The 14910-nt window shown below is 73.4% G+C and carries 9 protein-coding genes and 3 pseudogenes; all 12 read left to right on the top strand.

The window, feature by feature from the left end; all coding sequences use genetic code 11:
• Positions 1-28 precede the first annotated feature (28 nt).
• The 12 genes and pseudogenes from KSF81_RS08660 to ftsZ all read left to right on the top strand — a co-directional run bounded on the left by KSF81_RS08660 (position 29) and on the right by ftsZ (position 14908).
• Positions 29-1490, top strand: a pseudogene (locus KSF81_RS08660) (UDP-N-acetylmuramoyl-L-alanyl-D-glutamate--2,6-diaminopimelate ligase).
• Positions 1487-2878, top strand: coding sequence for a UDP-N-acetylmuramoyl-tripeptide--D-alanyl-D-alanine ligase (murF, locus tag KSF81_RS08655; RefSeq protein WP_217378629.1), 1392 nt, complete (start codon positions 1487-1489; stop codon positions 2876-2878). The pseudogene KSF81_RS08660 and the gene murF overlap by 4 nt, the downstream one beginning before the upstream one ends.
• Positions 2875-3963: a phospho-N-acetylmuramoyl-pentapeptide-transferase gene (gene mraY, locus KSF81_RS08650; RefSeq protein ID WP_217378628.1), complete on the top strand. Its 1089-nt coding sequence runs from the start codon at positions 2875-2877 to the stop codon at positions 3961-3963. Before murF ends, mraY begins: the two co-directional genes overlap by 4 nt.
• The gene (gene murD / locus KSF81_RS08645) at positions 3960-5330 is read left to right on the top strand and encodes a UDP-N-acetylmuramoyl-L-alanine--D-glutamate ligase (protein ID WP_217378627.1); all 1371 of its coding nucleotides are present in this window, start codon (positions 3960-3962) and stop codon (positions 5328-5330) included. The genes mraY and murD overlap by 4 nt, the downstream gene beginning before the upstream one ends.
• Positions 5327-6511: an FtsW/RodA/SpoVE family cell cycle protein gene (locus KSF81_RS08640; protein ID WP_217381624.1), complete on the top strand. Its 1185-nt coding sequence runs from the start codon at positions 5327-5329 to the stop codon at positions 6509-6511. The genes murD and KSF81_RS08640 overlap by 4 nt, the downstream gene beginning before the upstream one ends.
• Before the next feature lie 109 nt (positions 6512-6620).
• Positions 6621-7706, top strand: a pseudogene (gene murG / locus KSF81_RS08635) (undecaprenyldiphospho-muramoylpentapeptide beta-N-acetylglucosaminyltransferase); the annotation flags it as partial.
• A 69-nt stretch (positions 7707-7775) separates the two neighbouring features.
• Positions 7776-9227, top strand: coding sequence for a UDP-N-acetylmuramate--L-alanine ligase (gene murC, locus KSF81_RS08630; RefSeq protein ID WP_217381623.1), 1452 nt, complete (start codon positions 7776-7778; stop codon positions 9225-9227).
• Positions 9224-10144 carry a UDP-N-acetylmuramate dehydrogenase gene (gene murB, locus KSF81_RS08625; protein WP_254453424.1) on the top strand — a complete coding sequence of 307 codons (921 nt, stop codon included), beginning with the start codon at positions 9224-9226 and terminating at the stop codon, positions 10142-10144. The genes murC and murB overlap by 4 nt, the downstream gene beginning before the upstream one ends.
• Positions 10141-11061, top strand: a complete 921-nt coding sequence (locus tag KSF81_RS08620) for a D-alanine--D-alanine ligase (protein WP_217378626.1) — start codon at positions 10141-10143, stop codon at positions 11059-11061. The genes murB and KSF81_RS08620 overlap by 4 nt, the downstream gene beginning before the upstream one ends.
• 141 nt (positions 11062-11202) lie before the next feature.
• Entirely contained in the window at positions 11203-11985 is a 783-nt protein-coding gene (locus KSF81_RS08615; RefSeq protein ID WP_254453423.1) for a cell division protein FtsQ/DivIB, read from the top strand.
• Positions 11982-13277: a cell division protein FtsA gene (gene ftsA, locus KSF81_RS08610; RefSeq protein ID WP_217378625.1), complete on the top strand. Its 1296-nt coding sequence runs from the start codon at positions 11982-11984 to the stop codon at positions 13275-13277. The genes KSF81_RS08615 and ftsA overlap by 4 nt, the downstream gene beginning before the upstream one ends.
• Before the next feature lie 136 nt (positions 13278-13413).
• Positions 13414-14908: pseudogene (ftsZ, locus tag KSF81_RS08605) on the top strand (cell division protein FtsZ).
• Positions 14909-14910 lie beyond the last annotated feature (2 nt).

The raw sequence follows: 14910 nt of genomic DNA, 5'->3' as shown, positions 1-14910 counted from the left end.
GCTTGACGACCTCCTGCGCGCGGGCGGGCTGCCATCGCCGCCCAAGCCTGTGTCCGATCCCGGGGGGGCCGATCCTGCCATCCAGGGGCTGACCGCAGACAGCCGGGCCGTGCGGCCCGGCTTCGTGTTTGCGGCCCTGCCCGGCGCCCGCGCCGATGGCCGCGCCTTCATCGCCGATGCGGTGGCGCGCGGCGCCGTGGCCGTGCTGGCGCCCGCCGGCACCTCCTGGCCGCAGGGCGTGCCGCTGCGGCCGCTGGTCGCCACCGCCGATCCGCGCCGGGCGCTGGCCCGCCTGGCCGCCGCCTTCGAGGGGGCGCAGCCGGAAGCCGTGGTCGCCGTCACCGGCACCAATGGCAAGACCAGCACCGTGGATTTCCTGCGCCAGCTCTGGACGCTGGATGGCACGCGCGCGGCCTCGCTCGGCACGCTCGGGCTGCTGGCGGAGGAGTTCGATCCCGGCCCCTCGCTGACCACGCCGGATCCGGTGGCGCTGCATGCGCAGCTCGCCGCCCTGGCGCGTGGCGGCATCAGGCGGGCGGCGATCGAGGCCTCCTCGCATGGGCTGGAGCAGCGGCGGCTGGATGGCGTGCGGCTGGCGGCGGCGGGCTTCACCAACCTGACGCGTGACCACCTGGACTACCACGGCGACATGGCCGCCTATCGCGCCGCCAAGCTCCGCCTCTTCGACACGCTGCTGGCCGAGGGCGCCCCCGCCGCCGCCAATGCGGATATGGAGCCGGAGACGCTGGCGGCGCTCCGGGCCATCGCCGCGCGGCGGCGGCTGAACCTGCTCACGGTGGGCGAGACCGGCGAGGCGGTGCGGCTGCTGCGCCAGACCCCCCCTGCCGGACGGCCAGGCGCTGGAGATCGCGGCCTTCGGCGCCCGCCACAGCCTGCACCTGGCCCTGCCCGGCCGCTTCCAGGCGGACAATGCGCTGCTGGCCCTGGCGCTGGCGGTGGCGACCGGGATGCCGGCCGGCCAGGCGGTGGCGCTGCTGCCGCGGCTGCAGGGCGTGCGCGGCCGGATGGAACTGGCGGCGCGGCTGCCGAATGGCGCCGCCGTCTATGTCGACTACGCTCATACGCCGGATGCGCTGGAGCGGCTGCTGGCCGCGCTGCGCCCGCATGTGGCGCCCGGCGCCCGGCTGCATGTGCTGTTCGGCGCCGGCGGCGACCGCGACCCCGGCAAGCGACCGCTGATGGGCGCCGCCTGCGCCCGCCTCGCCGACCGTTGCATCGTCACCGACGACAACCCGCGCGGCGAGAACCCGGCGGCGATCCGCGCCGCCATCCTGGCAAGCTGCCCAGGTGCCGCCGAGATCGGCGACCGCGCCGGTGCCATCGCCGCCGCCATGGCGGCGCTGCGCCCCGGCGACGTGCTGGCGGTGGCCGGCAAGGGGCATGAGAGCGGCCAGACCGTGGCCGGGGTGACGCTCCCCTTCGACGATGCCGAGGTGGTGCGGCGCACCGCCGGGAGTGCGGCGGCATGACCCCGCTCTGGACCGCGGCGGCGCTGCGCGCCGCGACCGGCGGCAGCCTGGCCGCCGAACCCGCCATTTCAGGGATTTCCATTGATTCCCGCAGCGTGGCGCCCGGCGATCTCTTCGTGGCGCTGCGCGACGCGCGGGACGGGCATGATTTCGTGGCCGATGCCCTGGCGCGCGGCGCCGCCTGCGCCATGGTGGACCGGGCGCCGCCGGGCGTAGCGCCGGATGCGGCGCTGCTGCGGGTGGCCGATACGCTGGCCGGCCTCACCGCGCTCGGCGCCGCAGGGCGGGCGCGCTTCGCGGGGAAGCTGGCCGCGGTCACCGGCAGCGTCGGCAAGACCGGCACCAAGGAGATGCTGCGGCTGCTGCTCGCCGCCATCGGCCCGACCCATGCGGCCATGGCCTCCTACAACAACCATTGGGGCGTGCCGCTGACCCTGGCGCGGATGCCGGCGGAGGCCGGTTTCGCGGTGATCGAGATCGGCATGAACAACCCGGGCGAGATCGCGCCGCTGGCCGCCCTGGCCCGGCCGCAGGTCGCCGCCGTCACCGCGATCGGCGAGGCGCATATCGGCCATATGGGCGGGCTCGGGGCCATCGCCGCGGAGAAGGGCAGCATCGTCACCGGCCTGGTTGCCGGCGGCATCGCGGTGCTGCCGCGGGACAGCGCCTTCTTCGGCCAATTGGCGGCGCAGGCGCGGGCGGCGGGGGTGGTGCGGATCATCGGCTTCGGCCGCGATCCGGCGGCCGAGATCCGGCTGCTGGAGGCCGTGACGGGGCCGGAGGGCACGCGGGCCAGCCTCGCGGTCCAGGGCCGGCAGGTCGCGATCGCAATGCCCGCGCTCGGCCTGCACCATGCCGAGAACGCCTGCTGCGCGCTGGCCGTGGTGGCGGCGCTGGGCGAGGACGCGGCCCGCGCCGCCCCCGCCCTGGCCGGCTATGCCCCCGGCGCCGGCCGCGGCGCACCGCGGGAGATCGCGGTGGGTGGCGGCACCGCGCTGCTGATCGACGAAAGCTACAACGCCGCGCCGCCGGCCATGCGGGCGGCCCTGGCGAGCCTGGCGCTGCGGCCCGGGGCGCGGCGGATCGCGGTGCTGGGCGATATGCGGGAGCTTGGCGGCTTCGCCATGGCGCTGCACCGGGACCTCGCCGCCGAAGCCGATTCGGCAGCGGATCGCGTCTTCTGCTGTGGCCCCGAAATGGCGCATCTGTATGCCGCGCTGCCGCCGGGGAAGCGTGGCGCGCATGCGCCCGATTCCGCGGCGCTGGCCCCCATCGTGCAGGCGGCGCTGCGGCCGGGCGACGTGATCCTGGTGAAGGGCGCGCTCGGCAGCCGCATGGCGGTGGTGGTCCGGGCGCTCACGGAACAGGACCACAGGGGCGCCGCATGATCTTCAACCTCTTCGCGCCTCTCGCCGAGGAATTCGCGCTGTTCAACCTGGTGCGGTACACCACCTTCCGCGCCGGGGCCGCCTGCCTGACCGCGCTGGTGCTCTCCCTCGTGCTCGGCCCCGCGGTGATCCGCTGGCTGCGCGGCTTCCAGCGCGGCGGCCAGCCGATCCGCGAGGACGGGCCGGCGCGCCACCTGATCGAGAAGAAGGGCACGCCCACCATGGGCGGCGTGCTGATCCTGCTGGCACTGGTGCTCGCCACCCTGCTCTGGGTGGACCTCCGCAGCGGCCTGGTCTGGGCGACGCTGCTGGTGACGGTGGGCTTCGGCCTGCTGGGCTTCGCCGATGACTGGCTGAAGGTGACGAAGCGCAACACCAAGGGCGTGTCCGGCCGGATGAAGCTGGTGGTGCAGGCGGCGATCGGCCTCGTCGGCGCCATCTGGATCGCCACGCTGCAGCCGCCGGCCCTCGCGGGTGGCCTGGCCGTGCCGATGTTCAAGGAGGTGCTGATCCCCTTCGGCATCCTGTTCCCGCTGGTCGGCATGCTGGTGATGGTGGGCGCCTCCAATGCGGTGAACCTGACCGATGGGCTGGACGGGCTGGCGATCGTTCCGGCGATGATCGCCGCGGCGGTCTTCGCGCTGATCGCCTATCTGGTCGGCAACCGGATCTTCGCCGACTACCTCCAGATCCATGCCGTGCCGGGCGCCAACGAGCTGACGGTGTTCTGCGCCGCGCTGATCGGCGCCGCGCTCGGTTTCCTCTGGTTCAATGCGCCGCCGGCCGCGGTCTTCATGGGCGATACGGGGTCGCTGGCGCTGGGCGGGGCGCTGGGCGCGGTGGCGGTGGCCACCAAGCATGAGATCGTGCTGGCCATCGTCGGCGGGCTGTTCGTGGTGGAGACGGTCAGCGTCATCATCCAGGTCTTCTGGTTCAAGCGCACGGGCCGGCGGGTCTTCCTGATGGCGCCGCTGCACCACCATTTCGAGAAGAAGGGCTGGGCCGAACCCACCATCGTGATCCGCTTCTGGATCATTGCCATGGTGCTGGCGCTGGTCGGGCTCTCGACGCTGAAGATCCGATGAGCACGTTCCAGCCCTTCGCCGGGGAGCGGATCGCGGTGGTCGGCCTCGGCCGGGCCGGGCTGCCGGCGGCGCGGCGGCTGGCCGGATGGGGGGCGGAGGTCGCCTGCTGGGATGACCGGCCGGAGGCCCGCGCGGCGGCCGAGGCGGCGGGGCTCGCCCTGGCCGATCCCGCTTCCGGCCGCTTCCGCTGGGATGCGCTGCTGCTCTCGCCCGGGATTCCGCACCTGTTGCCGCGCCCGCATCCGGCCGCGGTGGCGGCCCGTCAGGCGGGCGCGCCGGTGCTCTGCGATGTGGACTACCTGTTCCGCGCGGTGCGGGCGGCGGGGTCGCGGGCGCGGTTCATCGGCATCACCGGAACGAACGGCAAGTCCACTACCACCGCCCTGATCCATCATCTGCTGAGCAAGGCCGGAATGACCGCCGAGGCCGGTGGGAATTTGGGGCCCGCGGCACTTTCCCTCACGATTTTGCGAGATGCAGGCGTATACAGCATCGAGATGTCGTCATATATGTTGGAGCGAATCGCGGCGATTCATTTCAACCATGGGGTGATGCTGAACCTGTCCCCAGACCATCTCGACCGGCATGGCGACATGGCCGGCTACGCTGCGGTGAAGGCAGGGATCTTCGCCCGGCAGGAGCCAGCCGACCTCGCCGTGCTCGGCATGGACGATGCCTGGAGCCGCGGGCTGCGCGGCACCGGCCTCGGCCGCTGCCTGCCGATCTCCGGCCTCACGCCGCAGCCGGGTGGGATCTGGGCCGAGGGCAGCCTGCTGCGCGATGATTCCGGTCCGATCCTGGACCTCACCGAGGCGCCCGCCCTGCCCGGCAGCCATAATGCCCAGAATGCCGCTGCCGCCGCCGCCTGCGCCCTCGATCTCGGGCTGACGCGGGCGCAGGTCGCGGCTGGGCTGCGGAGCTATCCCGGCCTGCCGCACCGGCAGGAGCGGGTGGCGGAGATCGCCGGCATCCGCTTCATCAATGACAGCAAGGCCACCAATGCCGACAGCGCCGCCCGCGCGCTGGCGAGCTACCCCCGCCTGGTCTGGATCGCCGGGGGCATCGCAAAGGAAGGCGGCATCGAGGGCCTGGCGCCATATTTCCCGCGTATCGCCCGCGCCTTCCTGATCGGCCGGGACGCCCCCGCCTTCGCCGCGACGCTGGCCGCGCATGGCGTGCCGCATGCGGTGGTGGGCACGCTGGAGGCTGCCGTGCCCGCCGCCGCCGCCGCCGCCCTGGAGGGCGAGGCGCCGGTGGTGCTGCTCTCCCCGGCCTCTGCCAGCTTCGACCAATTCTCCGGCTTCGACGCGCGCGGCGACAGGTTCCGCGAGCTGGTGCGCGGATTGGCGGTCGGGAGGGCTGCCTGATGGCCGTCTCGCGCACCGATACCTCCACCCTCGGCCGCTGGTGGTGGACCGTGGATCGCTGGACCCTGGCGGCGCTGCTGATGCTGATCGGCTTCGGCTACGTCATGATGCTGGCGGCCTCGCCGGCGGTGGCGGAGCGGGTCATCGGCACGGCGGCACGCAGTCTCCTGTTCCTGAAGCAGGTGGTCTTCCTCGGCTTGGCCGCGGCGCTGATGGTGGCGGTCTCGCTGCTCTCGCCGCGCGCGGTGCGGCGCCTGGCCCTGCTGGGCTGCCTCGGCGCCCTGGCGCTGACCGCGGCGACGCTGGTGATCGGCTTCGAGACCAAGGGCGCACGGCGCTGGCTGGCCTTCCCGCTGCTCGGCACCATGCAGCCTTCCGAATTCCTCAAGCCCTGCCTCGCGGTCGTCACCGCCTGGCTGCTGGCCGAGGGCAAGGCCGCGGCGGCGCTGCGCGCGGCCTCGGCCCGCCCCGGGCTCGGCCTGCTGCATGGGCAGTTGCTGTGGCCGGCGCTGGCGATGCTGCTGCTCGGCTTCGTCGCGGTGGTGCTGAAGTCGCAGCCGGATATCGGCATGCTGATGGTGGTGATGTCGGTCTTCCTGGCGCAGTTCTTCGTGGCCGGGCTGAACCTGCTGCTGGTGGGCGTCATCGGCGCCATGGTGGTGGCCGGCGGCATCGGCGCCTATTTCATCCTGCCGCATGTGCAGAGCCGGGTGGACCGCTTCCTCGACCCCGCCTCCGGCGACACCTTCCAGATCACCAAGGCGCTGGAGGCTTTCGGCAATGGCGGGCTGTTCGGCCGCGGCCCCGGCGAGGGCCGGGTCAAGAACGCGCTGCCGGACGCGCATGCGGATTTCGTCTTCGCCGTCGCGGGCGAGGAATTCGGCTTCATCATCTGCCTGCTGATCCTGCTGCTCTTTGCCTTCGTGGTGGTGCGCGGCCTGGTGCGGCTGCTGGGCGAGACCGACATGTTCGTGGTGCTGGCGGCCACCGGCCTGCTGGCGCAATTCGGGCTGCAGGCCTTCGTCAACATGGCCTCCTCCCTGCACCTGATCCCGACCAAGGGCATGACCCTGCCGCTGGTCTCCTATGGCGGCTCCTCGGTGCTGGCCATCGCGCTCGGCATGGGCATGCTGCTGGCATTGACCCGGCGGCGCGGATCGCGCGCGGAGGGGGGAGCATGAGGCCCGCCGATTCACGCCTCCGGGCTGCGCCCTCCGGCGATCGGAGGAACGGCATGAGGCCCGCCGATTCACGCCTCCGGGCTGCGCCCTCCGGCGATCGGAGGGCAGCATGAGAGGCCCCGCCGTGCATCCCATCGTCATCGCCGCCGGCGGCACCGGCGGGCATCTGTTCCCGGCCGAGGCGCTGGCCGCCGAATTGCTGGCGCGCGGCGAGCGGGTGGCGCTGATGACAGATGCCCGCTCCGCCGCCTTCGACAGCGCCGCCTTCGCCAGCGCCGAGCGCTTCGTGCTGCGGGGCGCCGGGCTGGCCGGGCGCGGCGCGATGCGGGCGGCCCGCGGCGCGCTGGCGCTGGCCGCCGGCACGGTGCAGGCGCGCCGCCGGCTCGGCCAATTGCAGGCCGCGGCGGTGGTGGGATTCGGCGGCTATGCCAGCGTGCCGCCGCTGCTCGCCGCGCTCAGCCTGCTGGGCCGGCGGCCGGTGACGGTGCTGCATGAGCAGAACGCGGTGCTCGGCCGCGCCAACCGGCTGCTGGCGCCGCGCGCCGATGCCCTCGCCCTCTCCTTCGCCGCCACCGCACGGGTGCCGCAGGGCTGCCGGGTGGAGGTGGTGGGCAACCCGGTGCGGCCGGCCCTGGCCGCGCTGGCCGGGCAGGACTACCAGGGCACCGATGGCGCGCTGCGGCTGCTGGTGCTCGGCGGCTCGCTCGGCGCCCGGGTCTTCGCGGATGTGGTGCCGGCGGCCGTCGCCGCCCTGCCCGCCCCGCTGCGCCGCCGCCTGGTGGTGACGCAGCAATGCCGGCCGGAGGATCTCGACCGGGTCCGCGCCGCCTATGCCGAAGCCGGCGTGCCGGCGGAGCTTTCGCCCTTCTTCCCCGATGTCGCGGGGCGGCTCGCCACCGCGCATCTGGTGGTGGCGCGGGCCGGTGCCGGCACGGTGGCGGAACTGGCCTGCGCCGGCCGCCCGGCGCTGCTGGTGCCGCTGCCCCATGCCATCGACGACCACCAGAGCGCCAATGCGCGGGCCCTGGCCGGGGCCGGCGCGGCGGTGATCCTCCGGCAGCCGGAGGCCACCCCGGCGGCGCTGGCGGCGCAGTTGGCTGCGCTGCTGGGCGACCCCGCCGGCCTCGCCGCCGCCGCCGCCGCCGCGCGGCGCCTGGCGCAGCCGGAGGCGGCGCGGAAACTCGCCGATCTCGTTCTCTCGCTGGTCCGTTCGCGGACCGACCATCCCCCTGGAACACGCCGCCGGCGTGACGGAACAGCCCTGATGCGCGCCCTGCCGCTTACCATCGGTCCCATCCATTTCGTCGGCATCGGCGGCATCGGCATGTCCGGCATCGCCGAGGTGCTGCACAACCTCGGCTACCAGGTGCAGGGCAGCGACATCGCCGAGGGCTACAATGTCGCGCGGCTGCGCGCCGCCGGCATCCCCGTCTCGGTCGGCCATGCGGCGGAGAACCTGGGCGGCGCGCAGGTGGTGGTCGTCTCCACCGCCGTGAAGCGCGACAACCCGGAGGTCCAGGCGGCGCGCGCGCGGCTCATTCCGGTGGTGCGGCGGGCCGAGATGCTGGCCGAGCTGATGCGGCTGAAATGGTCCATCGCGGTGGGCGGCACCCATGGCAAGACCACCACCACCAGCCTGGTCGCGGCGGTGCTGGAGGCGGCGAAGATCGACCCCACCGTCATCAATGGCGGTATCGTCAATGCCTATGGCACCAATACGCGCCTCGGCGAGGGCGACTGGATGGTGGTGGAGGCGGACGAGAGCGATGGCAGCTTCCTGCGCCTGCCCTCGGTCGTCGCCATCGTCACCAACATGGACCCCGAGCACCTGGATCATTGGGGCACGGCGGAGGCGATGAAGGAGGCCTATGCCCAATTCGTCTCCAACATCCCCTTCTACGGCTTCGCGGTGCTCTGCCTCGACCACCACGAGGTGCAGGCGATGATCCCGAAGCTAGACCGCCGCCTGGTCACCTACGGCTTCTCGCCCCAGGCTGATGTGCGCGGCGAGAAGCTGCTGACCGACCGCATGGGCGCCACCTTCGAGGTCTCGGTGCAGGACCGCGCCACCGGCCGCAGCCGCAGCATGAAGCCCTTCCGCCTGCCGATGCTCGGCCAGCACAACGTGCAGAACGCGCTGGCCGCCATCGCGGTCGGCGTCGAGATGGATATCGACGAGGCCACCATCCGCAGCGCGCTCGCCGGCTTCAAGGGCGTGAAGCGGCGCTTCACCCGGGTCGGCGAGGTGGGCGGCATCAGCATCATCGACGATTACGGCCACCATCCCGTGGAGATCGCGGCGGTGCTGAAGGCGGCACGGCAGGGCGGCGCGCGGGACGTGATCGCGGTGGTGCAGCCGCACCGCTACTCCCGCCTCGCCACGTTGTTCGAGGATTTCTGCACCTGCATGAACGATGCGGGCACCGTCATCGTGGCCGATGTCTATGCCGCCGGCGAGGCGCCGATCGAGGGCTGCGACAAGGACAGCCTGGTGGACGGGCTGCGGGCGCGCGGGCACCGCAGCGTGGTGCCGCTGCCGGGGCCGGACAGCCTGGCCGAGATGCTGGCCGCCATCGCCAAGCCAGGCGACTACGTGGTCTGCCTCGGCGCCGGCAGCATCACCCAATGGGCGCATGCCCTGCCGGAGCAGATGGCCGCACTGATGAAGCCGGGCGCCGGCGGCCGCGTCACCCCGCTGCGGCGCGCCGGAACATGAGCGTGCGCATGGTGGATCGCGCCATTCCGGCCATCCGCGGCCGCGTGCAGGCGGGGGCGCCGCTCGCGCCTTTCACCTGGTTCCGCACCGGTGGGCCGGCGGAATGGCTGGTGCGGCCGGTGGATGCCGAGGATCTGGTGGCGCTGCTGCGGGACCTGCCGGCGGCGATGCCGCTGACGGTGCTCGGCGCCGCCTCCAACCTCATCATCCGCGATGGCGGGCTGCCCGGCGTGGTGTTGCGGCTCGGCGGCGCCTTCGGGGCTGTGAGCGTGGAGGCGGATGGCGTGGTGGCCGGCGCCGCCTGCCTGGATGCGACGCTGGCCGAGCATGCGGCGGCGGCGGGGCTCGGCGGCCTCGAATTCCTCTGCGGCATTCCCGGCAGCATCGGCGGCGCCGTGGCGATGAATGCCGGCGCCTACGGCACCGAGATCAAGGATGTGCTGGACTGGGCGGAGATCGCCACGCCCGAGGGCATCAGGCGCCTGCCCGCCGCCGCCCTCGGCTTCGCCTATCGCCACGCCGCCCTGCCGGAGCGCGCCGTGGTGATCCGTGCCCGCCTGCGCGCGGCGCCCGGCGACCGCGCCGCGATCGCCGCCCGCATGCAGGAGATCCGCGCGACGCGCGAGGCGACGCAGCCGGTGCGCGCCCGCACCGGCGGCTCCACCTTCAAGAACCCGCCGGGCCACCGCGCCTGGGCGCTGATCGACGCCGCCGGCTGCCGCGGCCTGAGCCTTGGCGGCGCGGAGGTCAGCGGCAAGCACTGCAACTTCCTGCTCAATGCCGGCGGTGCCACGGCGGCCGATCTGGAGGCGCTGGGCGAGGCGGTGCGGGCGCGCGTGCTGGCGCATAGCGGCGTGGCGCTGGAGTGGGAAATCAAGCGTATCGGCCTTGCCGCACAGGGAATCACGGGTCCATGAAGCGCGTCGCTGTCCTCTATGGCGGCATCTCGGCCGAGCGCGAGGTCAGCCTGGCCTCCGGCGGGCAATGCATCGCGGCGCTGCGCGAGGCCGGCTTCGCGGTGACGCCGATCGAGGTGGGCGCCGATCTCGGCGTGGTCCTCGCCGCACTCGCCGAGGCGCGGCCGGATGCGGTGTTCAACACGCTGCACGGCCGCTACGGCGAGGATGGCTGCATCCAGGGCGTGCTGGACTGGCTCGGCCTGCCCTATACCGGCTCGGGGCTGCGCGCCTCGGCGCTGGCCATGGACAAGGTGGCGGCCAAGGCGATGTTCGCCGCCGCCGGCCTGCCGCTCGCCGCGCACCGGCTGGTGACGCCGGAGGAGCTGGAGGCGGAGGACCCGCTGCCCCTGCCCTATGTGGTGAAGCCGCCGAACGAGGGTTCCTCGGTCGGCGTCACCATCATCCGCGGCGGCGACAACCGCCGGGCGCAGATCGCCCGCGACTGGTCCCATGGCCCGCGCATCATGACGGAAGCCTATATCCCCGGCCGTGAGCTGACGGTTGCCGTGCTGGGCGACCGGGCGCTGGCCGTGACCGAGATCGCCACCCACCTCGCCTTCTACGACTACGAGGCGAAATACGCCGAGGGCGGCAGCCGCCACGCCATCCCCGCGCCGGTCCACCCGGTTGTTGCGGCACAGGCCATGGAGGTTGCGGTTGCGGCGCATCGGGCGCTGGGCTGCCGCGGCGTCTCCCGCGCCGATTTCCGCTACGACGACACCGCGGGCGAGCCCGGCCGCCTGGTGCTGCTGGAGGTGAATACCCAGCCCGGCATGACCCGCACCTCGCTGGTGCCGGAACAGGCGGCGCATTGCGGCATCCCCTTCCCGCAGCTCTGCGCCTGGATGGTGGAGCAGGCCCGCCATGGCGCATGATCCCGCCCCCGGGCGCGGCGCGAGCCGCCGAGCCCCGCGCGCCTCCGCCGCGACGATGTCAGCCGCCGCAGCCGCGCCGCCGAGACCACGCCCTCCCGCCCGAGCCGGCTGCGGCTCTGGCTGCGCCGACGGCGCGGGCTGTTGCGCCCGGCCGGGCTCGGCCTGTTCGGCGCCGGGCTGCTGGCCGCCGCGACCCTCGCGGTGATCGCCGCCGACCCCTATGGCCGCCTCGCCGCCGCCTGGGAAGGCGCGGCCGAGATCGCCGGCGATGCCGGGCTGACGGTGCAGGAGGTGGTGCTGGAGGGCAGCCGCTACACCCCGACCGAACTGGTGCGCGAGGCGCTCTCGGTGCGCCGCGGCGACCCGATCCTGGCCTTCTCGCCGCAGGAGGCGAAGGAACGCCTGGAGATGATCGCCTGGGTCGAGCATGCACATGTCGAGCGGCACCTGCCCGGCCTCATCCGCGTCCGCATCGAGGAGCGCCGGCCCTTCGCCATCTGGCAGCGCGACGGCCGCTTCGCGGTGATCGACCGCGAGGGGATGGTGGTGGCGAGCGAGAATATCGGCGCCTTCGGCCGGCTGCCCCTGGTGGTCGGCACCGGCGCCGAACGTGCCGCCGCCGGCATGGTGGACCTGCTGGAGACCATGCCGGTGGTGCAGGAGCGCACCCATGCGCTGGTCCGCGTCGGCGAGCGGCGCTGGAACCTCAGGCTGCGCAACGGCACCGACGTGCTGCTGCCGGAAGGCCAGGAGCCGGCGGCGATCGCCCGCCTCGTGGAGTTGCAGGCGAAGCAGGGGCTGCTCGACCGGCCGCTCGCCGCCATCGATCTGCGCCAGCCGGACAAGCTGGTGCTGCGCCTGCCGGCCTCGCAGGCGCCGGAACCCACCCCCACCGTGCAGCGTGTCCGGAGCGGCCGCGGATGAACCAGCTCGCGCGCCTGCCCCCGCCGGTGGAGCCGCCAGCGCCCGGCCGCCGCCGCCGCGGTGCCAAGAGCGGCATCTTCGGCGTGCTGGACATCGGCACGACCAAGATCGTCTGCATCATCGCCCGCATCGAGGGGGATGGCGAACCCCGCGCGCTCGGCTTCGGCTGGCAGCGCGCGCGCGGCGTGAAGGCCGGCAGCATCGTCGACCTGGAGGAGGCGGAACGCGCCATCCGCGCCGCGGTCGGCCAGGCGGAGGAGATGGCGGATACGCAGTTGCGCGGCGCCATCGTGAACCTCTCCTGCGGCCAGCCGGAATCGCGGCAATTGCACATCCAGTGGCCGATCGGCGGCCGCGCGGTGACGGAGGCGGATCTCCGCGCCATCCTGCAGGAGGGCCACCGCCGCAGCGCCGAGGACGGGCGGGAGACGGTGCATGCCTTCCCACTCGGCTTCACCGTGGATGCGACCCCGGGCGTCAACGACCCGCGCGGCATGATCTGCGATGCCGTCGCCGCGCGGCTGCATCTGGTAGATGCGGCGCAGGCCAGCCTCCGCAACCTCGGCGCCTGCCTGATGCGTTGCGACCTGGAGATCGAGGAGCTGGTCTCCGCCCCTTTCGCCGCCGGCCTCGCCACCCTGGTCGAGGATGAGAAGGAGCTTGGCGCCACCGTCATCGACATGGGCGGCGGCACCACCACCCTCGCGGTCTTCGCCGAGGGGCACCTGCTGCACACCGCGCAGATCCCGGTGGGCGGCTGGAACGTCACCAACGACTTGGCGCGCGGCCTCTCCACCCCGCTGGCGCATGCGGAGCGGCTGAAGACGCTGCATGGCGGCGTGCTCGGCGCGCCGGGGGACGAGAAGGAATGGCTGCCGGTGCCGCTGGTCGGCGAGGATGAGGACCACATCGCCCGCATCCCGCGCACCATGGTGGTCGGCATCATCCAGCCGCGGCTGGAGGAGACCTTCGAACTGGTGAAGGACCGGCTGGAAGCCGCCGGAATCAGCCAGGATGCGGGCCGCCGCGTGGTGCTGACCGGCGGCGGCAGCCAGCTTGTCGGGGTGCGCGAACTGGCGGCGCGGGTGCTGGACCGGCAGGTGCGGCTCGGCCGCCCGCATGTGGTGCGCGGCCTGCCCGAGACCGCCTCCGGCCCCGCCTTCGCCGCGTCGCTCGGCCTGCTCGGCTGGGCCTCCGGCGAGGGCCGGCCGCTGCTCGACCTGCTGCCCGGGCTGGAGCGCCGGCCCGGCGCCTTCCGCCGCTTCGTCAACTGGCTTCGGGACCGCGCGTGATGCAGCACGCATCACATCCCGCATGGCATCCCGCTCTGCACGGACCAGAAACCTGTGGATTAACCGGTTTCTTTCATTTCAACCCCGAGACGCGACTCGCCGCAGCCGCTTACCCTCGCCTGAGGAGACTCCCCGCATGACCCTCAACCTCACCTTGCCTGTTGCCCAGCACACCGATTTCAGCCCCCCGCATCACCGTCATCGGTGTGGGCGGCGGCGGCACCAACGCGGTCAACAACATGATCGCCATGGGCCTCGACGGCGTGGAATTCGTCGTCGCCAATACCGATGCGCAGTCGCTGGTGCACAGCAAGGCGGAGCGGCGCGTGCAGCTTGGCCCGCATCTGACGCAGGGCCTTGGCGCCGGCGCCAAGCCCGAGATCGGCCGCGCCGCCGCCGAGGAAGCGACCGAGGAACTGGCCCGCCACCTCGATGGCTGCCACATGGTCTTCGTCACCGCCGGCATGGGCGGCGGCACCGGCACCGGCGCGGCGCCGGTGATCGCCCGCATGGCGCGGGAGCGGGGCGTGCTGACGGTGGGCGTGGTGACCAAGCCCTTCGACTTCGAGGGGCCGAAGCGCAAGCGCGCCTCCGATGCCGGCATCGAGGAGCTGCAATCCGTCGTCGATACGCTGATCGTCATCCCGAACCAGAACCTGTTCAGGATGGCCAATGAGCGCACCACCTTCGCCGAGGCCTTCAAGATGGCCGATGCGGTGCTCTATGACGGCGTGCGCGGCGTGACCGACCTGATGATCAAGCCGGGCCTGGTCAATCTCGACTTCGCCGATATCCGCACCGTCATGGCGGAGATGGGCAAGGCGATGATGGGGACCGGCGAGGCCGATGGCGACGACCGCGCCGTGAAGGCGGCGGAGCGCGCCATCAGCAACCCGCTGCTCGACGATGCCAGCCTGCGCGGCGCCCGCGGCGTGCTGATCAACATCACCGGCGGCTACGACATGACCCTCTTCGAGGTCGACGAGGCCGCCAACCGCATCCGCCGCGAGGTGGACGAGGAAGCGAACATCATCTTCGGCTCCTCGGTCGAGGAAGACCTGAACGGCAGGCTGCGCGTCTCCGTGGTCGCCACCGGCATCGATGCGCTGCCGGTCCAGGCGGCGAAGCCGGAGGGGCTGGTGGTGGTGGCCGGCGGCCGCCCGGCGCCCCGCCCGGCGGCCGCCGCCCCCGCCCCCGCCGCGCCGCAGCCGATCGCGCGCCGGCCCATGCCGGGTGGCGCCGCCGGCGCGGTGCTGCGCACGCCGTCCATGCCGCATGCGACGGGCCCCGCCCCGGCCGCGCCGGTCCTGGCCCCGGTCGCGGTGCAGGAGGAGCCCGAGCCCGCGCCGCAGGCTCCCGTCCATCTCGGGCCGATCCAGGTGGCGGCGCCCGAGGCGCCGCGCCGGCCCGCGGTATCGACCGCGGCGCCGCAGACGCCCACCGGCGTCATCCGCGGGTTGTTCCAGCAGGTGACCGGCGGCGGCCTGCTGCGGCGGCCCCTGCCGGAGCCGGCGCCGGTGGCGCCGCGCCTCGAACCCGTGCCCTCCTCGGCCCGGCCCGCGGCGCGGCCGCCGCAGCAGGATGAGATGGGGCTCGACATCCCCACCTTCCTGCGGCGCCAGTCCAACTGATA

Origin of the sequence: Siccirubricoccus sp. G192, assembly GCF_019084075.1 — a bacterium.
In the GTDB taxonomy this organism is placed as follows: domain Bacteria; phylum Pseudomonadota; class Alphaproteobacteria; order Acetobacterales; family Acetobacteraceae; genus G192.
Note: the sequence above shows the minus strand (reverse complement) of the source record. Positions and strands in the feature narration are given on the sequence as shown.